Genomic DNA, 23,096 nt, shown 5'->3' on the forward strand with positions numbered 1-23,096 from the left:
GGGCGCCCTTCATGGGCAGAGGCGGCTTTGAAATGGCTTTGATCGTACAGAAATTTGGAGGCACCTCAGTCGGCACTGTCGAGAGAATCGAGCAGGTCGCCGACAAGGTTAAGAAATTCCGCGAGGCGGGCGATGACCTGGTGGTTGTGCTGTCTGCAATGAGCGGCGAAACCAACCGTCTGATCGATCTGGCCAAGCAAATCAGTGGCGACGGCCAGCCGGTTCCTCGCGAACTGGATGTGATCGTATCCACCGGTGAGCAGGTGACGATTGCACTGTTGGCCATGGCGCTGATCAAGCGTGGCGTGCCAGCGGTGTCGTACACCGGCAACCAGGTACGGATTCTGACGGATAGCGCGCACAATAAAGCGCGTATCTTGCAGATTGATGACCAGAAGATTCGCGGCGACCTGAAGGCCGGTCGTGTGGTGGTTGTCGCCGGTTTCCAGGGCGTCGACGAGCACGGCAATATCACCACCCTCGGTCGTGGCGGTTCTGACACCACCGGCGTGGCGCTGGCGGCGGCCCTGAAGGCTGACGAATGCCAGATCTACACCGACGTCGACGGTGTCTACACCACCGACCCGCGTGTGGTGTCCGTGGCTCAGCGCCTGGACAAGATCACCTTTGAAGAGATGCTGGAAATGGCCAGCCTCGGTTCCAAGGTGTTGCAGATCCGTGCGGTGGAATTCGCCGGCAAGTACAACGTTCCGCTGCGCGTACTGCACAGCTTCAAGGAGGGTCCGGGCACCCTCATTACTATTGATGAAGAGGAAACCATGGAACAGCCGATCATTTCCGGCATCGCTTTCAACCGCGATGAAGCCAAGCTGACCATCCGTGGCGTGCCAGACACCCCGGGCGTGGCGTTCAAGATTCTCGGTCCGATCAGTGCCGCGAACATCGAAGTCGACATGATCGTGCAGAACGTTGCGCACGATAACACCACCGACTTCACCTTCACCGTGCACCGCAATGACTTCCAGGCTGCGCAAACCGTGCTGGAAAACACTGCTCGCGAGATCGGTGCCCGTGAAGTCATTGGCGACACCAAGATTGCCAAGGTCTCGATCGTCGGCGTCGGCATGCGCTCCCACGCAGGCGTGGCCAGCCGTATGTTCGAATCCCTGGCGAAAGAAAGCATCAACATCCAGATGATCTCGACCTCGGAAATCAAGGTGTCCGTGGTGATCGAAGAGAAGTACCTGGAACTGGCTGTGCGCGCTCTGCACACGGCTTTCGAACTGGATGCGCCGGCCCGACAGGGCGAGTAATGCGTTTCCCGAAGGGCGCGGTCTGACCGCGCCCTTTGTTTTTTTGAATGGCGCGGCCCAAAGCTGTTCTTTTGCCCGCGCTAGTCAATACTCAGGCATGTAGGGCTGCGATCGTTCCGGTTGTAGGTCGAATGCCTTTTTTTTGCAGACTGTTGTCCCTGAAATGAAATGCGTGAGGAGAAAGGTATGCTGATTCTGACTCGTCGGTGCGCAGAAAGCCTGATTATTGGTGATGGCGAAATCACTGTGACCGTGCTCGGCGTTAAAGGAAATCAAGTGCGTATTGGTGTAAACGCCCCGAAAGAGGTTGCTGTGCACCGTGAAGAAATTTACCTGCGTATAAAGAAAGAGAAGGACGAAGAACCAAGCCATTAATTTTTATCGTTTTTTATGTTTGCAAACGGGGAAAAGGTTGGTTAAGATACGCCCCGTGTTGCGGAGAGCTGGCCGAGTGGCCGAAGGCGCTCCCCTGCTAAGGGAGTACACCTCAAAAGGGTGTCGGGGGTTCGAATCCCCCGTTCTCCGCCATTATTTGCGTAGTACGTTGTAATCTGGCTTCTTCGGTAAGTTGTTGAAATTACTAGAAAAAAGCGCTTTACAAAAAGATTCAACGGCCTATAATGCGCGGCAACAAATGCACTCGTAGCTCAGCTGGATAGAGTACTCGGCTACGAACCGAGCGGTCACAGGTTCGAATCCTGTCGAGTGCACCATTTAAGAGTTGTTTGCAGTAATGTGAATAACTTGGCTTCAACCAGTTGTGATCTGGTATAAAAACACAAATGCACTCGTAGCTCAGCTGGATAGAGTACTCGGCTACGAACCGAGCGGTCACAGGTTCGAATCCTGTCGAGTGCACCAAACACCAAAAAGCCCGCGTTTAACGCGGGCTTTTTGCCGTCTGCGATTTGGCTTTTCCTTTGGTACAACCTTTCTCGTCGAACTCGATATGAGCACTGCGCCCTCGCTTGTTGTCGTAGCGATAGCTTGTGGCTGAATTGCGGGTGCTGATCTTGTCGGGCTTGCCGAGAGCGCTTTCGACCTCCTGCTGACTCATACCGGCAACGACCCGCTGATTGATGATCGCTATGCGGCGTTCCTTCGCGCTGAGCAGATCTCCACATTTACCTTCGGACTGACCGACGATCGTCGGCTCTCTCCTTTGGAATTTCGTACCAGGTGTTTCGCGAAACTCGGCTTCTGGCATCAGAGGCGTCATGCTGGCTGGCAGGAACGTGCGTACGTCCTGAAGTGAGAGGCTTTCTCCGGCCGTACAACTCATAGTCGTGAAGGTGATATGCCCATTGGCGGCTTCGCACCGGTGAACGGTCGTGGCGAGCGTCGGGGGCGGCAGGCAGAGCAGGGCGGCAAGCAAGTAACGAGCAATTGATGGCATTCGACGTCCTCCATGACGGTCTCCATCAAGGGTAGTCATTACATTTTCAGGCGGCGGTGTGTTTTCTTTTCAGGATAAGTCGTCGCACTTTCATGGATCAGGACAGCGCTCAAGTTTGTCTCGCAAGCACTTGTTTCAGCCGCGATTTTTTAACGTTTAAAACCGTCAGGCGGTGTTATCATTGCGCCCGTCAGCCCCGCCGGGGCTTGTGGAATACCTCCATGGACTTACCCAGTAGTTACTCAGTACCCCGTTTCTACAATCATGAATTGACTGATTGATCCTTCCGGCGTGCCCCGCTGCTGGGAGTGGAGTTCGCCTATGTCTGAAGTTGAAGTAAAGAAAACGCAGGAAAGCTTGCAGGACCGCCTCGCTCAAGTCGTTGAGCTGCTGCAGCGCCAGCGGGTGGTCGAAGACCTGACTCATCGCCAGGAAGGTCCGCATCACGACCGGGTCGAGAACCTGGTTCACCGGCAAAATCTCGTCGAGTTGCAGCGCAAGCTCGATGATCTGCACTCCGCCGACGTTGCCTACATCCTTGAAGCCCTGCCCCTGGACGATCGCCTGGCGGTCTGGCAATTGGTCAAGGCCGATCGCGACGGCGACATTCTGCTCGAAGTATCCGATTCGGTTCGTGAAACCCTGATCGCCGACATGGACGATCACGAGCTCCTGGCGGCGGCCAAGGACATGGATGCCGATGAACTCGCTGACCTGGCCTCCGAGCTGCCGCGAGACGTCGTCCACGAGCTGATGGAAACCCTCGATGGCCAACAGCGCGAGCGCGTCCGCTCCGCGTTGTCCTATGACGAGGAGCAGGTCGGTGCGCTGATGGACTTCGAGATGGTGACCATCCGTGAGGATGTCAGTCTCGAAGTGGTTTTGCGTTACCTGCGCCGTCTCAAGGAGCTGCCGGGCCACACCGACAAACTGTTCGTGGTCGATTACGACGGCGTACTCAAGGGCGTGTTGCCGATCAAGCGTCTGCTGGTCAACGACCCGGAAAAGCAAGTGTCGGAAGTCATGGCCAGCGACCCGGTGAGTTTTCATCCGGACGAAGACGCTTACGAGGCCGCTCAAGCATTCGAACGTTATGACTTGATCTCGGCCCCCGTGGTCGACAAGAACGGCAAGCTGATCGGTCGTCTGACCATCGATGAAATGGTCGACCTGATTCGTGAAGAGAGCGAAAACGAAGTTCTCAACATGGCGGGTCTGCGTGAAGAAGAAGATATTTTCGCGTCAGTCTGGAAATCCCTGCGCAACCGCTGGGCCTGGCTGGCGGTGAACCTGATCACCGCGTTCATTGCATCCCGGGTGATCGGCTTGTTTGAGGGCTCTATCGAGAAACTGGTAGCACTCGCGGCATTGATGCCGATCGTTGCCGGTATCGGTGGCAACTCGGGTAACCAGACGATCACCATGATCGTTCGGGCCATGGCGCTGGACCAGGTCAGTACCGGCAATACGTCGCGGCTGATGCGCAAAGAGTTGGCGGTTGGTTTGATCAATGGTCTGGTCTGGGGCGGCGTGATTGGTGTGGTGGCCTATCTGCTTTATGGCAGTTGGTCCCTGGGCGTGGTGATGACCGCCGCCATGACGCTTAACCTGTTGCTTGCGGCATTGATGGGGGTTTTGATTCCAATGACCCTGGCGAGGCTTGGGCGCGACCCGGCAATGGGCGCCAGTGTGATGATCACTGCCATGACTGACAGCGGTGGCTTTTTCATCTTCCTCGGGCTGGCGACGATTTTCCTGCTTTAACGTCCTGCTTCAAAAAACAACCCGCCTGATCGGCGGGTTTTTTTAGCCAGATTTCAGGCAAAAAAAAGCCAGCAATTACGCTGGCTTGAGCTTTCGGGATGAATCAGGAAGCGTCTGCGGCCATTTCGGCGTCATGGGCGATCAGCGAAACCAGAGCGTTTTGCTGACGGTGAGAGAGTTGGCGGAAGCGTTGAAGCAGTTCGCGTTCATGCAATGACAGCTCGGGGCTGTCCAGGCGCATGCTCAATTCTTCACCCAACGCGCCTTCCTGAATAAGACTCTGCTCAAGGCGCGCGATGATTTCGGAGTTCATGCTGCGATGATGATTGCGAGCCACCTCGGCAATGCGTTCACGCATTCCGTCTGGCAGACGTACGACGAACTTGTCAGCCGTACGGCTGGAATAAATTGCCTGTTTCAATGGGCGCATATATTTAACCGGTTAGTTCAGGGGAGCGGTTCTCGGGATAGGCCGCAGGATGTCAGATAGGACAAGCACTCCGGCCAAATGTTCAACCTGAATTGATAGAGGCGCGCATCATGCCTCAAATTAGCCAGATCATTGGCGTCAATTCTGTGACAAAAATTGATCTGGGTAAAGGCTTAATGCCAGCACCTATTATCAGAAATGCGGACTGGTTTGAAAATAATCCATGAGTCCGTATCGCTGAACCGCGTCCTCTTGCCCGACAGGTGATGCCCGAAGACGCCTGAAGGTGCATGCTATGCGGATTCGATCCTTGTTCCTTACCTTATACAGGATAGTGGCAAATGGCCGATTTACTAGTGTGGGCACGTGGCGCGGGATAATTTCAGGATGGATGGCAGGCTGATTTATTTAATGGGGCCTTCGGGATCCGGCAAGGACAGCCTCATCGAAGCCGCTCGCGAGCCGTTGCGCGCAGGCAATTGTGAAGTCGTGCGCCGCGTTATCACGCGCTCGGCGGAGTCCGTGGGTGAAGACGCCATCGAGGTTTCCCGCGAAGAGTTCGATCGACGCAGAGCCAAAGGGGATTTTGCATTGTCGTGGCAAGCCAATGGGCTGAGTTACGGTATTCCTGCGCGCATAGACCAATGGCTCGCGGACGGTCGCGATGTGTTGATCAACGGTTCGCGCGCGCACCTGGCAGAAGCGCAACAGCGCTATCCCACGCTATTGCCGGTGCTGTTGACGGTCAAGGATGAAGCCCTGCGCGAGCGTCTGCTACGGCGGGGGCGTGAGAGCCCGGCAGAAATTGAAGCAAGGCTGCACCGTAATGCGCTGTTTACGGCTGATGATTCAATCGGTGATACGCAGATCCGCCGACTCGATAACTCCGGCGACCTTGCTGGCACCGTCGCCAATCTTCTGAAGCTACTGAACCTCAGCGCAAAACCGGATCAAACTTGATCTTGCGCCCGGCGATCAACGCCAGAACGAACAGTGCACCGAATACGCCGCAAGCAATCAGGGGCAGGGTGACGACCATGTCCTGGACCAGTGACAGATGAAGGATGCCACTCAGTAAAGCGAGGATGAAAAATCCTGCGGCTGATTTGGACATGCTGTGCTCCTGATGGGGTGATTCAAAATACCAAGCGTTCAAAAGACTGTGTACGCAGCTGAACAGTCTCCTGGCTCACCTCTTGGCTGACAAAACCGCGTTGATCGCTCATGACTGCCAACTGCGATGTTTTTTGCAGTTGCAGGTAATGGGGGATGCGTTGAGCAATCATCGCAGCGTCGTTTTCGGGGAAAAAATGAAAACCCAACAGAACCGCCAAAGCGACCGCGTTCGCGACTAACAGAGCGCTGTTCATGGGGCTGACCTCCTGTGTTCTGTGAGAACACTCGAAGCAGCCCGTATGCCAAAAGTTTAACGGCTATTAAATCCTTTAAAAACAATGAATTAAGATATTTTTGCAAAATCCCCGCATTGCATTTTGCAATGATGGCATTTTGCGGTGATGCAATTTGCACGGTAAACAAAGCCACGCTACCGCGAGGCGTCTGCCTACACTTAAAAAGCCCTACGGACGACATGACAAAAGCGGGCCTGCCCGTTAACATGCACGCCGTCCATCGCTCCGCATTCTTGCGGGCGACTTGTGTCTCAGTAGCTCAATTGGATAGAGCATCCCCCTCCTAAGGGGAAGGTTGGCAGTTCGAACCTGCCCTGGGACACCATATATTTGAAAGCCCCACGCAGAGTGATCTGGTGGGGCTTTTTTGTGGCTGTCTGCAGCGGTGGATTCAACGCCAGCCCAACATCACGCCGTCAACGTATGGTCACCCTCCCCAAACCAGGTGCGCACCAGATCGGTACCGCTCGTGCCCGTGTTGGCAAGGACCGCCACATCGGCGAAGTTCGTACCATTGGCCGCACCATCGGCATCCACCTTCACGGTGATGTCGCTGCCTGATTGCGCCAGTTGGACGAAGTCGGACGCCTGGCTGACACCGCTAACGAAGTTGGCGCTGAGCAGTGCGGAGAGGTCGAGCGCGTCACCTTCGGCGAAGTTGTAGTCGAGGATGGTGTCTCCACCTTCAGCCGAGTTGAGATAGGCGAACATATCGGCTCCCGCGCCACCGCTGAGCGTGTCCTCCCCACCACGACCTGCGAGGAGGTCGTTGCCGTCGCCGCCACTGAGTACGTCCGCCGCCATGCTGCCCACCAGTGTGCCGCTGGATTCGCCGCTGTAACTGACTTGGGTACCGGCCTCGCCGCCGTCGGTGGCCTGGAAATCATCCACGGTGTAGTGCCCCAGCAAGTTCACCTCGGCCCGGTGCACGCCGTCGTCCACCGTCAGCAGGCCGCCGGCGCCAGAGGCGTTGGCGCTGTAGGTGAGCTGGGTGTTGGCGCCGAAGGCGAGATCGCCGAAGGTCAGCATGTCATCGCTCTCCAGACCGAGGATGCCGACCAGCGAGCCCGCTGCTTCTGCTTGTGCGATCACCAGCGTACCCGCGCCTTCGCCGTGGAAGGCGACGGACCCGTGTGCCGCGCCGGAAAAGGTCAGTGTCGCGTCGCCGTCAATGGTGGCGCTGCCGTTGCCCATCACGTCGGCCAGCAGGCGCATGTCGCCACCGTTGGCCCACAGGTGGCCGGAGTTGTCGACCGCACTGGCTACCGTCATGCCGCCTGCGCCCGTGGATTCCAGCACTCCGCTGTTGGTGATGGTGTGGGTGCCGGTGTCGAGCACCAGGCTGTTCAGTCCACTGGCCAGGATCAGCCCCGCATTGACCAATACCATCTGCCCGGCGCCCAACTGACCGGCACCCGAAATACGGTTGTCGACGTTGGTCAGGACGGTGTCGGCGCTGCCGCCGAAAATCACGTTTTGTGCGTTGTCGGATAGCTGCACCTGACCGCCACCGGTCAAGGTCGCGCCACGGAACAGAATCTCAAGACTGGTCTCGCTGCCGTTGGAGCCGAGCTCAATGGTGCCGCTGTTCTGGATGCTGCCACCGAACGGCATGATCGCGCCGTCGGCAATGGTGAGGGTACCGGCATTGGTCATGACCGGATCCACATCGAACTGGAAGTTTGCTTCGCTCAAGTCAGCCGCATCTACACCTTTCAGGGTGACCGACTGGCCGGAGCTGATGCTGACCAGCGCATTGCCGTTGGCGTCGTTAGTGATACTCAAATCAGCAAAGCCGGCGATGCCCGCGAAACCGATCAAGTCGATCTTGTCCGCCGTGGCATCGAAACTGTAGATCTGGTTGTTGCCAATCGGCTGGGCGAAGACGAAGGTGTCGGCACCGGACGAGCCGGTCAGGTTGTCGTCAGCGGACAAGGCGAAGATCGGGGCGCCGGGTGCATAGACTTCGACGTTGTTGAACACATAGGCGCTTGCGGTGCTGCCGTCGCTGTTGCTCCAGTACATGTTGATATCAAGCACCAACGCGCCCGTGAAGTCGTCTGGGGCTGTCACCGTCAATGCGCCAGGATCGCTGGTCTGCACGGTCCAGGTGCCGTCGCCGTTGTCGGTTCCTGCGCTGAATATCCATCCCGAGGGAACGCCGCTGATTGAGACCGTTATCGGGCCACTAACATCGGTCGACGGAGTAGTGAGGGCTAAATTAATGGGTTCGCCGGCAACGCCTGCCGGAAGGTTTGCACTGCTCCCGGCAGCACCCGCATTACCCGCCAGGTCGGTGTAGCTGTTCGCGGTAACGTCGACTTTCACGCTACCGCCCAGCGTTCTGGTCAGCGTTGCCGTGTAGGTGTCGCCGTCTACCTGCGTGAAGTTACTCCAGGTTGCGCGGGGCGTTCCGCTCGTTGTAGTCACCGTGACGTCCGATAGGTTGAAACCGCTCACAACCTCACTGAACTGGAAGGTGACCGTTGACGTTGAACCGATTGAGCTCCCTAGGGCCGTCCCCGTCACGCTCACTGTCGGTGCCACGGTATCCACTGGAGTCTCAACCACGTTCTGCACGTTTACCGTAATTGTCTGCGTGTCGGTTCCGCCATTGCCGTCGGCCACTTGAACGTCCACAACATAGGCATTGTCACCGTCAGCACCACCGACATCCTGGGCATTCTCGTAATCCGGCGCCGAATTGAACGTCAGCACTCCGCTCGAACTGATAGAGAACTTGCTGAAGTCCGTCCCGGCCGTATTCAGGATCGAGTAGCTCAGGGTTTGCGCCGGAAGATCAGCGTCTGTCGCCGTCACTGTCGTGACCGCCGTGGTGTTCTCCGCCACGCTGACCGAGGCCGTCGCTCCACCACCGTTGGAGGTGATCACCGGGCTGTTGTCGTTGACGCCTGTCACGCTTATGGCGAGCGCCTGATCGTCAAACAGCGTGCCGTCCGACGCCCGCACAATCACGTCATAGACGTTGTTCGTTCCTGAATCAGTCGGGGCCTCAAAGTTGGGCGCAGAGGTAAAGCTCAGTGCGCCTGTGCCTGAAACGATCGAGAACTTCGCGGCATCTGCTCCACCAACGATGCTGTAACTCAGGGTTTGTGCCGGAAGATCGGCATCGGTCGCCGTCACTGTCGTGACCGTCGAGGTGTTCTCCGCCACGCTGACCGAGGCCGTCGCACCACCGCCGTTGGAGGTGATCGTCGGCGCGTCGTTGCTGCCGTTGATGGTGACCGTCACCGCAGTCGCGGTGCCGTCGGCACTGAGTACCGTGAAGGTGTCGGTCAGGCTGTCGCCGACATTGAGTGTGTCGAAGGCCGAGTTGGCGGTATAGCTCCAGTTGCCAGCGGCATCGATGGCGAAGGTTCCGTTGGTGCCGGCGGTACCTGATTGGGCTAGGAAGGTTTCCGGGTTGTCGACGTCGCTGATGGTGAGGGTGCCGGTGGTGGTCAGCGGGGCATTGGTTTCAGTCAGCGTCACGCTGGCCGAGGACAGTACAGCTGCATCGTTGCTGCCGTTGATAGTGACCGTCACTGCGGTCGCGGTGCCGTCGGCACTGAGTACCGTGAAGGTGTCGGTCAGGCTGTCGCCGACATTGAGTGCGTCGAAGGCCGAGTTGGCGGTATAGCTCCAGTTGCCCGCGGAATTGATGGCGAAGGTTCCGTTGGTGCCGGCGGTACCTGATTGGGCCTGGAAAGTTTGCGGGCTGTCGATGTCGCTGATGGTCAGCGTGCCGCTGGTGGTCAGCGGAGCATTGGTTTCGGTCAGGTTGGCGATGTCGGTAGACAACAGCGCGGCGTCGTTGGTCCCGAGGATATGCACGGTGACCGAGGTGACGGTGCCATCGGCGCTGCTCACCGTGAAGGTATCGGTGTAAGTGGTGCCGGCGACGAACGCGTTGTGGGCGGAGTCGGCGATATAGGTCCAGGCACCATTAGTGTCGATGGAGAACTGGCCGTAGCTGCCGGCGATGTTGGTTTGGGTGACGAAGGTTGCGGCGCTGTCGACATCGCTGATGGTCAGCGTGCCGCTGGTGGTCAGCGGGGCATTGGTTTCGGTCAGGTTGGCGATGTCGGCAGACAACACCGCGGCATCGTTGGTCCCGAGGATCTGCACGGTGACCGAAGTGAGGGTGCCGTCGGCGCTGCTCACTGAGAAAGTGTCGGTGTAAGTGGTGCCGGAGACGAACGCGTTGTGGGCGGAGTCGGCGACGTAGGTCCAGGCACCATTAGTGCCGATGGAGAACTGGCCATAACTGCCGGCGGTGTTGGACTGCGCGACGAAGGTCGCGGCGCTGTCGACATCGCTGATGGTCAGGGTGCCGCTGGTGGTCAGCGGGGCATTGGTTTCGGTCAGGTTGGCGATGTCGGCAGACAACACCGCGGCATCGTTGGTCCCGAGGATCTGCACGGTGACCGAAGTGAGGGTGCCGTCGGCGCTGCTCACTGAGAAAGTGTCGGTGTAAGTGGTGCCGGCGACGAACGCGTTGTGGGCGGAGTCGGCGACGTAGGTCCAGGCACCATTAGTGCCGATGGAGAACTGGCCATAGCTGCCGGCGGTGTTGGTCTGGGTGACGAAGGTTGCGGCGCTGTCGACATCGCTGATGGTCAGGGTGCCGCTGGTGGTCAGCGGGGCATTGGTCTCGGTCAGGTTGGCGATGTCGGCAGACAACACCGCGGCGTCGTTGGTCCCGAGGATCTGCACGGTGACCGAAGTGAGGGTGCCGTCGGCGCTGCTCACTGAGAAAGTGTCGGCGTAAGTGGTGCCGGCGACGAACGCGTTGTGGGCGTTATCGGCGACATAAGTCCAGGCACCGTTAGTGCCGATGGAGAACTGGCCGTAGCTGCCGGCGGTGTTGGACTGCGCGACGAAGGTCGCGGCGCTGTCGACATCGCTGATGGTCAGGCTGCCACTGGTGGTCAGCGGGGCATTGGTTTCGGTCAGGTTGGCGATGTCGGCGGACAACACCGCGGCGTCGTTGGTCCCGAGGATATGCACGGTGACCGAGGTGACGGTGCCATCGGCGCTGCTCACCGTGAAGGTATCGGTGTAAGTGGTGCCGGCGACGAACTCGTTGTGAGCGTTATCGGCGACATAAGTCCAGGCACCATTAGTGTCGATGGAGAACTGGCCATAGCTGCCGGCGGTGTTGGACTGCGCGACGAAGGTCGCGGCGCTATCGATGTCGCTGATGGTCAGGGTGCCACTGGTGGAGATGTCGACGGCGGCATTGGTCTCGATCAGGTTGGCGATGTCGGCAGACAACACCGCGGCGTCGTTGGTCCCGAGGATCTGCACGGTGACTGAAGTGAGGGTGCCATCGGCGCTGCTCACTGAGAAAGTGTCGGTGTAAGTGGTGCCGGCGACGAACTCGTTGTGAGCGTTATCGGCGACATAAGTCCAGGCACCATTAGTGCCGATGGAGAACTGGCCGTAGCTGCCGGCGGTGTTGGACTGCGCGACGAAGGTCGCGGCGCTATCGATGTCGCTGATGGTCAGGGTGCCACTGGTGGAGATGTCGACGGCGGCATTGGTCTCGATCAGGTTGGCGATGTCGGCGGACAACAGCGCGGCGTCGTTGGTCCCGAGGATCTGCACGGTGACTGAAGTGAGGGTGCCATCGGCGCTGCTCACTGAGAAAGTGTCGGTGTAAGTGGTGCCGGCGACGAACTCGTTGTGAGCGTTATCGGCGACATAAGTCCAGGCACCATTAGTGCCGATGGAGAACTGGCCGTAGCTGCCGGCGGTGTTGGACTGCGCGACGAAGGTCGCGGCGCTATCGATGTCGCTGATGGTCAGGGTGCCACTGGTGGAGATGTCGACGGCGGCATTGGTCTCGATCAGGTTGGCGATGTCGGCGGACAACAGCGCGGCGTCGTTGGTCCCGAGGATATGCACGGTGACCGAGGTGACGGTGCCATCGGCGCTGCTCACCGTGAAGGTATCGGTGTAAGTGGTGCCGGCGACGAACTCGTTGTGGGCGCTATCGGCGACATAAGTCCAGGCACCGTTAGTGCCGATGGAGAACTGGCCGTAGCTGCCAGCGGTATTGGTTTGCGCCTGGAAGCTTTCCGGGCTGTCGATATCGCTGATGGTCAGCGTGCCGCTGGTGGTCAGCGGAGCATTGGTTTCGGTCAGCGTGACGTTGGCCGAGGACAGCACGGCCGCGTCGTTAGTGCCAGTGACGGTGACAGTCACCGACTGAGTGTCAACGCCGCCGAGGCCATCGCTGACCTGCACGCTGAACACTTCATCGTGACTTTCGCCAGCCCCCAGCAACTGCACCGCACTGGCGACACCGTCGGTGCCATTGGCCAGGGTGTAAGTCCATTGGCCGGTGCTGTCCACCGCGATCGAACCGTAGATGCCGGTATTCGTACCGGCGATGCTCCAAGTGGCCGTAGCAGCGTGATCGATGTCAGCCGAGCTGAACTGGCCACTGACGCTGAGCGCGGTGTCTTCCTGTACCGCGCCGGCATCGTTGCCCGTCACGAAGCTGAGCACGGGCGCATCGTTAGTGCCGCTGACGGTGACGGTCACCGACTGAGTGTCAACGCCGCCGAGGCCATCGCTGACCTGCACGCTGAACACTTCATCGTGACTTTCGCCAGCCCCCAGCGACTGCACCGCACTGGCGACACCGTCGGTGCCATTGGCCAGGGTGTAAGTCCATTTGCCGGTGCTGTCCACCGCGATCGAACCGTAGATGCCGGTATTCGTACCGGCGATGCTCCAAGTGGCCGTAGCAGCGTGATCGATGTCGGCCGAGCTGAACTGGCCGCTGACGCTGAGCGTGGTGTCTTCCTGCACCGCGCCGGCATCGTTGCCTGTTGCGAAGCTGAGCACCGGCGCATCGTTAGTGCCGGTAATAGTGATGGTCACCGTTTGTGTCGCCGAGGCAGCGTTAGCCGCGCCGCTGTCGTCGGTAGCGACCACTGCGTACGAGAAGGTGATGGTTTCACTCGCATCGAGGAAGTCGAGGTTCTGATTGCTGCTGTAGTCCCAGCTGTTCTGGTCGACCGAGAAACCAGCCACCAGTGCCGAGGCCACGGTCGCATTGAGCACGCCGCCGCTCCAGGCGATGTCGCCGTTGGCGGTCTGCGACACGGTCACCGTGTCGGTACTGTCCAGATCGGCAAAGCTCAGTGCGCCGCTGTCGCTCAGGGTTGCAGTGCCATTGCCTTCGTTCATCGCGCCGATGGTGTCGGTAATTGTTAGCGTCGGCTGATCGTTGGTACCAGTAATCGTGATAGTCACGGTCTGCACCGAGCCGTCGCCGATTGCCACGTTATAGGTTTGCGTGACGCTCTGGCCTTCGCCGAGGAACTGCAACGCGGAGTTGTTCACCGCAAAGTTCCAACCCAGCGAACCGTTGCCCGTACCGGTGCTGTCGCTCAGTGGATTAGTGGTGAAGCTGCCCAGATAGCCGGAAGCACCCGGCGTGACGGTGACGCTGTGAGTGTCGATCAGGTCGACGTCGGTGAAGGTGATGCTGCCGCTGGCCGCGTAGTCGCCGCTGTCTTCCCCGGCATCGCCGGCCTGCACGCCGCTGATGATCTGCACTTGGTCGTTGTCGCCGGCGATGGTGATAGTCACATTCTGCGTGGTCGTCGAGCCATGCCCATCATTGATGGTAACCACATAGGTTTCAGTAACAGTCTGCCCCTGGGCCAGGTATTGGGCTGCCGCATTATCCAGAGTGTAAGTCCAGTTAACGGTGCCGTCGGCTGCGTTGGCCGCTTCAGTCACGGGTGCAAGGGCGAAGTTGCCCAGCGCGGTGGCATTGCCTCCCGCAGCGACGAAAGAGGCTGTATGCGTGTCGCTCAGATCCACATCGCTGAAGGCAATAGTGCCCGACGCACTCAGCGAGTCGCTCGTGCTCGGTGTCGTGCTTGCATCTTCGGTTACCGTGCCAGCCTGAACGCCAATGCTCATCGTCACACTGTCATTCATACCAGCAAACTGCACCTGAGCAGTGGCCCAACTGAGCGTGCCGTTGCCGAGACGAATCGCATAAGTAAAGCTGTCCGTCAGGGACCCTCCAGCAGCAAGCGACTGAAGTTGTGCCTTGAAAGTCGTCGACAACGTAGCGGCGTCGTAGCCGACCTTGCCATCCGACGTAATCCAGATCTTTGCACCATTGAAACTGGTGTCAGTACTCGTCGCCTCAATTCTGCCCGTGTCCTGGATCAGAAGATCGGCCGGTGCATAAACCTTGGTGGCAGTAGAAAGACTGGTCGCGTCATCGAGTGACCACAGTGTCTTTGCGCTACCGCCAAGATCATTGGACATGACGTCCAGGTACACGACCCCCAGCAGGTCTTCAGTGATGGCCGCGGTGCTCGTGCCAATAACACCGGTAGTGAAAATGTCGTCCTGCGCCTGCGGAGTGTTGGAAAGCGAAGTAACGGTGCCGCCGCTGGAAGTTGTGGTGGTAGCCATGTCTATCTCCCGAAAATGCAGTTTTTTATTTTTAGAATCGCTTGGGATTGCTAACAGGACGAAGTCCCGTTCTTGCACCGCTCAGGTTGTTCAGGAGCGGTACGAGGCGGCCGCCGGACATCGTCGGCCAGCTGACGGGACAAGCGCTGCCGGCAGAGGCGCGCGGGTATTGCGGGGGTGGAAAAGTTCGCCGCGCTTGAGCCGCGGATCGCAGGACAAGTCGGGCGAACGTGGACGCCAGCCTGGGGCTGCGCTGCGCATGGCACGCAATAGACTGAGAGTACCCATGTGGAAGGGACTCCTGGAGAAAGGCTGGATGAGGCCGTGTTTTGGGGTTACACCGACTCAGGGATACGGCCTTTCCTGATATCAGTTTGATGTGTGTTTAGTTGTGGGCTCAGGCTTTGTAAAGGTGTTAACCGAAGGTAACAGTACGATGTGCCAATATTCCGACAGGCGGATGTTTTGGTGTCAATATAATGTCGATTTGTTTTTGGCGAAGAGGGCGGGGAAGGGTCATGGACACTCGACACTGGCGAGGCTCGAATGAGCTGAAACCCAAGTGGGGCATGGTCTGGCTGAATCGTACCGGCCCTGAAACTCCATCAAATCTCAGCATTCAGCTGTTAAAAACGCCCGCCAGAGCCTCTGCTTTGGCGATTTTTTTTATGTCCGAACCACCCGACGACCTACATGGAAAGTCTGTCATTGCTGTGCCTTACTGCTCACTCCACAAGGAGCCCGGCAATGCGACACAGAGGCGCGCAGTTCTGGTTATGGACCGACAACCGGTTACCTCTACACACCCATGAAGAAGTGCTCAGCGATGGGGTACAGGTGGAAGTGCGGGCGCGGGTGAGTCATGCCGGTGTCACCCAGGTGTTCATCGGTATTTACGATGGCCATGGGGTCATGCTGTGTGAGGAGTTTCACGACAGGGATCGCGATGAGCCTTACTGCGCGGCGTTGAAGTGGGGCGCTCAGCGCGCAAGGGATATTGTGGCGCAGACGCAGGGGTTCGTAGCACCGCATCGGGTGCAGTTGGCGCTAGGCCCGGTCATCACCGATGAGTCAGTACTGGCGCTGCGGCGGATGGAAATGAGCGAACATGAGCGTTTCAAGCTCTGCTGCGAAGACGCATGGTCGGAGTACCTGGCCGCCAAAGCGGCCATGCTGAACCTCATGCGCGCGCCCAAGGTCGATCCCAAGATATGGGCGGATCACAAGGAGCGACTCAAACAGGCGATCGACCGGCGCGTCTATGTGCAACGCACCTATTTACACTGAGTCATTGCCGGCCCCCCAGGGCTGGCGCAAGGTCTCGATGGTGGTGATCAGGTCATCGTAGGAAACCGGTTTCCCAATGTGCTGGTTAAAGCCCGATTGGCGGGCCTTTTTAATGTCGCTGCTGGAGCCATAGCCGGTGAGGGCAATGGCTGGCACATCCTTGGCGAGCGGCAATTGACGCAGTGCATTCATCAGCTCATGGCCGTTCATGACCGGCATGCCCAGATCCGAAATGATCAGGTCAAAGCGGGTGCTGGTCGCCGCGTCTAGAGCATCTTTCGGACGATCGAAGGCAATGACTTCGGCGTCTTCCATTTCCAGCAGCATTTTCAAGGTTTCCAGCACCTCGGCAGAGTCGTCGACCAACAAAATCGTCAAGCCGCTCAGTCGTCCTGACGTCTCATCGATCTGGGGCGCGGTTTGAGTTTCACCTTCGACGTTGGCCAGCGGCAAGTAAACGCTGAAGGTACAGCCAGCCCCGACGCCCGGTGAACTCACTTCAACCGTACCCCGTTGTGCTTCTGTCAATTGACGGACCAGTGACAAACCAATGCCCAGCCCTTCGCGTTGGTGGTTGGCGTGTTGTGTCTCAGCCTGTCCGAACAGGTCGAATACGTGTTCCAGGTTCTCGGCCGCAATGCCGATGCCGTTGTCTTTGACGTCGAGCCGCGCCATGTTCCCGGCCCGACTGGCGATCAATTGCACGTGGCCATTGGGTGGAGTGAATTTCAGGGCGTTGTTCACCAGGTTCCAGATGATCTGCTCCAGGCGCGTCGGATCGGCGTGGACCATCAAGGGTTGTGATGGTACTTGCAGTTCGACGGTAGTGCTGTGGCGATCATTGATGACAACCGTGTGGATATCGCGCAGCACATTGGCCAGATCCACGGCAATCGGTTTCAGCTTGAGCTTGCCGGTACGCACACGAGCAACGTCCAGCAGGTCATCGATGATCCGTGCCTGACTGCTGACGGCATCGCAAATGGTGCTGACGGCTTTGGCGGCCGACGCCACCGACTTGGTCACCGGCAAGCGACGCAGCAGTTCGGCGTTGAGCTGGATCAGGTTCAGTGGATGCTTGAGTTCGTGGGACATGACCGCGAAGAACTCATCCTTGAGGTAATTGGTGTTCAGCGTCTCGGCCAGTTGTTGGCTTTGTTCTTCATGCTGGCGTTTGTGACCGGTCAGGTCGCGGGCGATTTTCACGTAGCCCTGAAGGTGGTCACCGTTGAGCAGGGTCACTTCGCCGCTGCAATAGAAGCGGCTGCCGTCTTTGCGCAAGTGCCAGCGTTCATCTTCGGAGCGACCATGGGTGCGAGCCCCCAGCAGCTCGGTCTCGGGCACGCCAGAGGCGCGGTCTTCGGCGGAAAAAATGAAGTCGTAGTAAGCGCCTTCGGCCTCGGTCTTGCTGTAGCCGAAGATCAGCTCGGCGCCTTTGTTCCAGGTGGTGATCACGCCCTGTTCATCGAGGGTGATGATCGCGTAGTCGCGGGTACTTTCGGCCACCAGACGCATGCGTTCTTCGCCCAGGCGCAGTTCTTCTTCGGCCGCGCGGCGTTTGGTGATATCGATGAAGGTCAGCACGGTGCCGTCAATATGGTCTTCGCTGGAGCGGTAGGGCAGCAGGCGGGCGATGTACCAGCGCTTGTCGGTGCTGCTGACTTCGCGTTCGATCATGTTCAATGATTCGAATACCTGTGCGGCGTCACCCGCCAGATCGTCGTAGTCCAGGCGATGCGTGATGTCGAGCAGGGAGCGGCCGGTATCCATCGGCAACATGCTGAAAATATCGGTGGCGCGCGGGGTGAACCATTTGATCCGCATACTGCGGTCGACAAAGACTGTGGCGATGTCGGTAGAGGCGATCAGGTTGGTCAGGTAGTCGTTGATCTTGTCGGTTTCTTCAACTTTGGTTTTCAGCTCGTAGTTGACCGTCAGCAACTCTTCGTTGATCGATTGCAGCTCTTCCTTGCTGGTTTCCAGCTCTTCGGTGGCCGAGCGCAATTCTTCGTTGATCGCCTGCATTTCTTCGTTGGAAGCTTTCAGTTCTTCGCTGGAAATTTCCGATTGTTCAATGGTGTCTTGCAAATGCAGCTTGGTGCGCAGCAGTTCACGCTCCAGGTTAGACAGTACCTGGCTCTCGGTTTGCAACAGGGTCGTGGCCGTCTGCGAAGGATCGACTTCGACTTCCTCGAAAATCACCAGGACGAACTCGCCGTCCGACTCTTCGTCCTTGTAGGGCTGCACTTCCAGGCTGACCTTGTAACGTCGGTCTTCGCGCTTGAGCGGCACCTCGCGGGATTTGACGGCCATGCCGCTCTGCTGGGCCTGGAACAGCGTGGTGCGGATTTCCAGGCGCAGCTCCGGAAGGATCAGCGTCAGCAGGTTGCGTGACAGTTCACCGCCCACATGCCGCAGGAAACGCCCGGCACTTTCACTCATGTGCAAGATGTCGGCGTTGGCATCGACGATCATGCTCGGCGGGCCGGAACGTTCGAGGGCGCGTTGATGGATGTCGGCGAAGGACAGCTTGCGCTGCACGGCGTGTTGCGGTTCCTGCCGGGAAACGTTGGTGCGCACATAACCACCGCGCGGCACGGTGGGCGTGCGTCGGCTATTGGCGGTGCCGGTTTTTGCGCGGAAGATCCGGTTGCGTTTGTCCACCGGCGTGAACAGCTCATGACAAGCTTCGGCGCTTTCGGAAGACCCCAGGAACAGGAAGCCGCCGGGCCGCAATGCAAAGTGGAACATCTGAAGGATTTCGCGTTGAACTTCGCGATCCAGATAGATCAACAAGTTGCGGCAAACGATCAGGTCGATTTGCGAAAAAGGCGGATCGGACAGCAGGCTGTGTTTGGCGAACAGCACCTTCTCGCGGATTTCCTTGCGAATCCGGTAGTGATCATCGTCCTTGACGAAATAGTTGCGCAGCCGTGTTGGCGGCACATCCGTGACAATGGCTTGCGTGTACACACCGGCCCGACCAACACTGATGGCGCGTTCGTCGATGTCGGTGGCGAAAACTTGCAGCGAGGCCTGGCTGGCTTCCTGTTGCAGTTGATCGTTGACCAGCATCGCCAGGCTATAGGCTTCTTCGCCGGTCGAACAACCAGCCGACCAGACCCGAATTTCTTCTTTCTCAGGCTGCGCTGACACCGCGGCGCTGACCAGTTGCGGTATGACATCGCGCTCCAGCGCTTCGAAGGCTTCGCGATCACGGAAGAAGTTGGTCACACCGATCAGCATATCCCCCAGCAGCGCTTTGGTTTCTTCGGGGTTGCTTTGCAGGTGGCGGTAATAAGCCCCCAGGTCTGGCTGGCCAGTGACCTGCATCCGGCGCTCGATCCGGCGCAATACCGTCGCGCGTTTATAGTGCTTGAAGTCATGACCGGTGCCGGTGCGCAGCTGGATCAGGATGTCGTGCAGCATTTGTTCGGCGAGCGCTGCATCGCGCTCGGACACCGACGCGAAGGATTGAAGTTCCGGATCGTTGGCGGCGGGCAAGGTGATTTCCCGGGAGTTGTGCCACAGGTCCAGCAGCTTTTGCGGCATTTCCACCACGGGCAACACCAGATCGACCATGCCGGTCTCGATGGCTGCTCGTGGCATACCGTCGAACTCGGCGTCTTCCGGCACTTGGGCCAGGGTGATGCCGCCCTGTTCCTTGATGCGCGACAGGCCTACCGCGCCGTCGGAACCAGTGCCCGAGAGCACCAGGCAGAAGGCGCGCTCGCGGTGCACTTGGGCCAGATCGCGGAAGAACAGATCGATCGAGGCGTGGCGTCCCAGCTGTGGATCGTTTTCACCGACTTCAAGGTTGTTCTCATTCATCGTCAACCGCTGCGCCGGTGAGATGACGTACACCCGGTTTTTCTCGATCGGCACGGTTTCGGTGACCTGCAAGACCGGCATCCGGGTCGATTCCTGGATGATCTTGTCAGCGATGCTTTGATGGTCAGGCGACAGATGAAGAATGATCACAAACGCCATGCCGTTGTCGTGAGGCATGTTCTCGAAGAACAACTTAATGGCCTGGAGTCCGCCTGCTGACGCGCCGATGCCTACCACCGGAAAGTCCAGGGTGCTGGGACTCAAGGCCTGTCGCTCGGGAGCCGTGGCCGAAGGCTTGGGGGTAGTGGTCATTTCATTCTGCCTTTGCTGGCGATGTAAAACGCTTTGCATGCAAGCGGGTATAAAAAACGCGGGTCATAAAACAGGATAATCCCGTTTTTCAATAACCCCTTCAATTATTTAACGCGCATTTATGGGCCTATATAAGGTTTTGACAAACAAATGCGCAATTGCACTCCCGTCGCTTCAAGGGAACGCGACTACTGGCCGATAACCCGACCAGTCGTTGTCATTTTTACTTCTGGCGGCCGGCAACTGTCGTCACGGGTTTATGCGAAATTGCTTGATAGCCTATGGCCTCCAGCTATCATCTGCGCGCCAAAAAGGCCGCGAAGCTGAGCTCGCCCGTGTGGTTGCCTTTGGGTTGTTCTTCTTAATTGCCTGGAAATCTTCGATGCTGTCGTATCACCAAAAAAGTTTTCTGATCGTCGATGATTTCTCGGATTTCCGCAGTTCCGTCAGGTCCATGCTGCGGGAGCTGGGCGTCAAGGACGTCGACACCGCCGATACCGGTGAACAGGCGCTGCGCATGTGCTCGCAGAAGTCCTACGACTTCATCCTGCAGGACTTCCACCTGGGCGATGGCAAGAAGAACGGTCAGCAGGTACTTGAAGACCTGATGATCGAGAAGCTGATCAGCCATGAAAGTGTGTTTGTCATGGTTACCGCCGAAACCAGCCAGGCCATGGTGCTCAGCGCGCTGGAGCATGAGCCCGATGCTTACCTGACCAAGCCGTTCAACCGTTCCGGCCTGGCCCAGCGCCTGGAGCGCCTGGAGCAGCGCAAGACCTTGCTCAAACCGATCCTGCAAGCCCTTGACCGGGGCAAACCGGTTGAAGTGCTCAATGCCTGCATCGCCCTGTGCAAACAGGACATTCGTTACTCGCCTCTGTGCCTGCGTTACCGCGCCGATGCGTTGCGCGACTTGAACCAGAACGAAGCGCTGGAACGCCTGTACGACAGCATCATTGCTGATCGGCCTTTGCCATGGGCGTTTGCCGGGTTGGGCCAGTTGCTATTCAAGCGAGGCCATGTCAGCCAGGCCAAAGGCATTTACGAGAAGGCTCTGAAAGTCTTCCCGATGATGCCGGCCCTCTACGACGGCATGGCCGATGTGCTGGTTGTCGAAGGCGACACAAAAGCCGCGCAGAGAGTCTTGGAAGAGGCTATTCGCCTGTCGCCGCTGGCGGTGCGCCGGCAAGCGTTGCTGGGCAAGCTGGCGATGGCCAACGAAGATTTTGACACAGCCTCCAGAGCCTATCGTCAGGCAGTGGCGCAAGGGGCGCAGTCGCGTTTCAAGGATGCGGAAAGCAACCTCGGCCTGGCCCACGCCTTGATCAGCAAAGGCAGTGAGAAGGGCCTGGACACCCGGACCCGCCTTGAAATCAACACAACGCTGAGTGCGGTGGCGAAGGAGAATCCTTCCGACCCCGGTTTGCAGATTCGTGCGCGTCTGATGAAGGCCACCAGCCTGTTGCTCAACGATGCCGAAACCGCCGAGAAGCTCACCGAGCAGGCGATGATGCGCCTCGATGGCATGGAGCAGTTCATGAGCGCCGAAGCGGCGCTGCTGGTGGCCAAGCAGCTGCAAATGCTCGGACAGGCGAGTGCCGGCGCTTCGATGCTGAAAAACTGTGCGGAAATCTACGGCGATGATCCGGCCGTGATGAAGGACATCGCCAAGCTGACCGACGACCCGACCATCCTCAGCTCCAGCAACGCGGCCGCCGACCTCAACCGTCAGGGCGTGCGGGTGTACAAGACCGGCAACCTGGTGGAAGCCCGGGATGTATTCCGCAAAGCCCTGGCACTGCAGCCGAAGAACATCAGTATTGCCCTGAACATGGCGCAGTCGTTACTGCATGGCACCGATACCAGCGTGCCGTCGGCCGAACTGCAAGAATGTCGCGCCTGCCTGAAAACCGTCGGCCTGATGCCCGATACCGACGCGCGTTATCCGCGCTACCAGAAACTGAAAATCAAGGCGTTCGGCGAATGATCGACAGCGAACCGTCACTCGACTTTTCCACGGTGATTGCCTCCACCGTGCATGACATGAAGAACTCTCTGGCCATGCTGATGCAGGCGCACAGTCAATGGCTGGCGCATTTGCCTGACCCCGACCGGCACACCCCGGAGCAGGGCGTGATCGACTTCGAGTTCGCCCACCTCAACGGCATGCTGGTGCAGTTGCTGGGGCTGTACAAACTCGGCGTCAACCAGATGCCGTTGCAGCCGGCCTACCATGAGCTGGATGATTTCATCGAGGCACAACTGGCGGCTCATCAAGAAGTATTCGCCAGCCGCGGCATCATCGCGACGTATGAAGTGGACCCGTTGAGCCCGCTGGGTTTCTTCGACCGTGAGCTGATTGCCTCGGTGCTCGCCAACAGCATCAACAACGCGATTCGTTACGCCCGTCATGCCTTGTTGATCAGCGTCAGCGATGAGGCCGGGCAACTGGTGCTGACCATCAATGATGATGGCGAGGGTTTTCCAGCCGAGATGATCGAGCGTCAGGCCGATTATGTGCAGGGCATCAACCACAGCAGTGGCAGCACCGGCCTGGGCCTGTACTTTGCCGGACGGATTGCCGCGTTGCATCAGCGCAATGGCGTGGGCGGACGCACCGAAATCAGCAATGGCGGCCCATTGGGCGGTGGTGTATTCAGCCTTTACCTTCCCTGAATCCCTAAGTACGCCGTTTCTGACTTGGCATACTCCCTGTAGGAGCTGCCGAAGGCTGCGATCTTTTGATTTTGTTTTTAAAGGCAAGATCAAAAGATCGCAGCCTTCGGCAGCTCCTACACGGACCGTGTTGTCAGGGCAAGATTTCGGGAGGCGTGTCGTTCGGGGCAGGATTACGGCTTTTTGTTTGACGCTGCTTGATATTCCGAACAGCCGGAGCCTATTTTGTACGAGTCGCCGTTCGCGGCTCGTACAACAAC

13 protein-coding genes and 4 tRNA genes are annotated in these 23,096 nt (G+C 58.4%); 11 read left to right on the forward strand and 6 right to left on the reverse strand.

Going from position 1 to position 23,096, the window contains the following annotated elements:
* The first annotated feature begins 32 nt into the window (after positions 1–32).
* The 5 genes from TU81_RS06655 to TU81_RS06675 all read left to right on the forward strand — a co-directional run bounded on the left by TU81_RS06655 (position 33) and on the right by TU81_RS06675 (position 2,135).
* Positions 33–1,274 (forward strand): aspartate kinase, encoded by a 1,242-nt coding sequence (locus TU81_RS06655; protein WP_038979429.1) that lies wholly within the window; start codon positions 33–35, stop codon positions 1,272–1,274.
* A gap of 186 nt (positions 1,275–1,460) precedes the next feature.
* The gene (csrA, locus tag TU81_RS06660; protein WP_002554426.1) at positions 1,461–1,649 is read left to right on the forward strand and encodes a carbon storage regulator CsrA; all 189 of its coding nucleotides are present in this window, start codon (positions 1,461–1,463) and stop codon (positions 1,647–1,649) included.
* A gap of 62 nt (positions 1,650–1,711) precedes the next feature.
* Positions 1,712–1,802, forward strand: a tRNA-Ser gene (locus TU81_RS06665).
* A 108-nt stretch (positions 1,803–1,910) separates the two neighbouring features.
* Positions 1,911–1,987 (forward strand) — tRNA-Arg (locus tag TU81_RS06670).
* Positions 1,988–2,058: 71 nt separating this feature from the next.
* Positions 2,059–2,135, forward strand: a tRNA-Arg gene (locus TU81_RS06675).
* 19 nt (positions 2,136–2,154) lie between these two features.
* Here the strand turns inward: TU81_RS06675 and TU81_RS06680 are convergent.
* Positions 2,155–2,670 carry a SmpA/OmlA family hypothetical protein gene (locus TU81_RS06680; protein WP_038979430.1) on the reverse strand — a complete coding sequence of 172 codons (516 nt, stop codon included), beginning with the start codon at positions 2,668–2,670 and terminating at the stop codon, positions 2,155–2,157.
* 321 nt (positions 2,671–2,991) lie between these two features.
* Between TU81_RS06680 and mgtE the strand changes: the two genes are divergently transcribed.
* Positions 2,992–4,434, forward strand: coding sequence for a magnesium transporter (gene mgtE, locus TU81_RS06685; protein ID WP_038979431.1), 1,443 nt, complete (start codon positions 2,992–2,994; stop codon positions 4,432–4,434).
* 103 nt (positions 4,435–4,537) lie between these two features.
* Here mgtE and TU81_RS06690 read toward each other — a convergent pair whose 3' ends face one another.
* Positions 4,538–4,864: an Arc family DNA-binding protein gene (locus TU81_RS06690; RefSeq protein WP_003178899.1), complete on the reverse strand. Its 327-nt coding sequence runs from the start codon at positions 4,862–4,864 to the stop codon at positions 4,538–4,540.
* Positions 4,865–5,251: 387 nt separating this feature from the next.
* On the opposite strand from TU81_RS06690, the gene phnN reads away from it, so the two are divergent.
* Positions 5,252–5,824 carry a phosphonate metabolism protein/1,5-bisphosphokinase (PRPP-forming) PhnN gene (gene phnN / locus TU81_RS06695; RefSeq protein WP_038979432.1) on the forward strand — a complete coding sequence of 191 codons (573 nt, stop codon included), beginning with the start codon at positions 5,252–5,254 and terminating at the stop codon, positions 5,822–5,824.
* Here phnN and TU81_RS06700 read toward each other — a convergent pair.
* Complete coding sequence (locus TU81_RS06700; protein ID WP_038979433.1) at positions 5,799–5,978, reverse strand: PA3371 family protein; 180 nt, start codon at positions 5,976–5,978, stop codon at positions 5,799–5,801. The two genes, phnN and TU81_RS06700, sit on opposite strands and share 26 nt — an antisense overlap.
* A gap of 22 nt (positions 5,979–6,000) precedes the next feature.
* Complete coding sequence (locus tag TU81_RS06705) at positions 6,001–6,234, reverse strand: hypothetical protein (protein ID WP_038979434.1); 234 nt, start codon at positions 6,232–6,234, stop codon at positions 6,001–6,003.
* 290 nt (positions 6,235–6,524) lie between these two features.
* Between TU81_RS06705 and TU81_RS06710 the strand changes: the two genes are divergently transcribed.
* Positions 6,525–6,601 (forward strand) — tRNA-Arg (locus TU81_RS06710).
* 83 nt (positions 6,602–6,684) lie between these two features.
* Here the strand turns inward: TU81_RS06710 and TU81_RS06715 are convergent.
* Complete coding sequence (locus tag TU81_RS06715) at positions 6,685–14,730, reverse strand: VCBS domain-containing protein (protein WP_048394181.1); 8,046 nt, start codon at positions 14,728–14,730, stop codon at positions 6,685–6,687.
* 747 nt (positions 14,731–15,477) lie between these two features.
* Here TU81_RS06715 and TU81_RS06720 point away from each other — a divergent pair.
* Positions 15,478–16,017 (forward strand): hypothetical protein, encoded by a 540-nt coding sequence (locus TU81_RS06720; protein ID WP_038979436.1) that lies wholly within the window; start codon positions 15,478–15,480, stop codon positions 16,015–16,017.
* Here TU81_RS06720 and TU81_RS06725 read toward each other — a convergent pair.
* Positions 16,009–20,160 carry a CheR family methyltransferase gene (locus TU81_RS06725; RefSeq protein WP_048394184.1) on the reverse strand — a complete coding sequence of 1,384 codons (4,152 nt, stop codon included), beginning with the start codon at positions 20,158–20,160 and terminating at the stop codon, positions 16,009–16,011. The genes TU81_RS06720 and TU81_RS06725 overlap by 9 nt on opposite strands.
* A 382-nt stretch (positions 20,161–20,542) precedes the next feature.
* On the opposite strand from TU81_RS06725, the gene TU81_RS06730 reads away from it, so the two are divergent.
* Both TU81_RS06730 and TU81_RS06735 read left to right on the forward strand, forming a co-directional pair.
* Positions 20,543–22,147, forward strand: a complete 1,605-nt coding sequence (locus tag TU81_RS06730) for a tetratricopeptide repeat-containing response regulator (RefSeq protein ID WP_038979438.1) — start codon at positions 20,543–20,545, stop codon at positions 22,145–22,147.
* Positions 22,144–22,836 carry a sensor histidine kinase gene (locus tag TU81_RS06735; protein ID WP_048394186.1) on the forward strand — a complete coding sequence of 231 codons (693 nt, stop codon included), beginning with the start codon at positions 22,144–22,146 and terminating at the stop codon, positions 22,834–22,836. The genes TU81_RS06730 and TU81_RS06735 overlap by 4 nt, the downstream gene beginning before the upstream one ends.
* The last annotated feature ends 260 nt before the right edge of the window (positions 22,837–23,096 follow it).

The organism is Pseudomonas lini, assembly GCF_001042905.1.
In the GTDB taxonomy this organism is placed as follows: domain Bacteria; phylum Pseudomonadota; class Gammaproteobacteria; order Pseudomonadales; family Pseudomonadaceae; genus Aquipseudomonas; species Aquipseudomonas lini.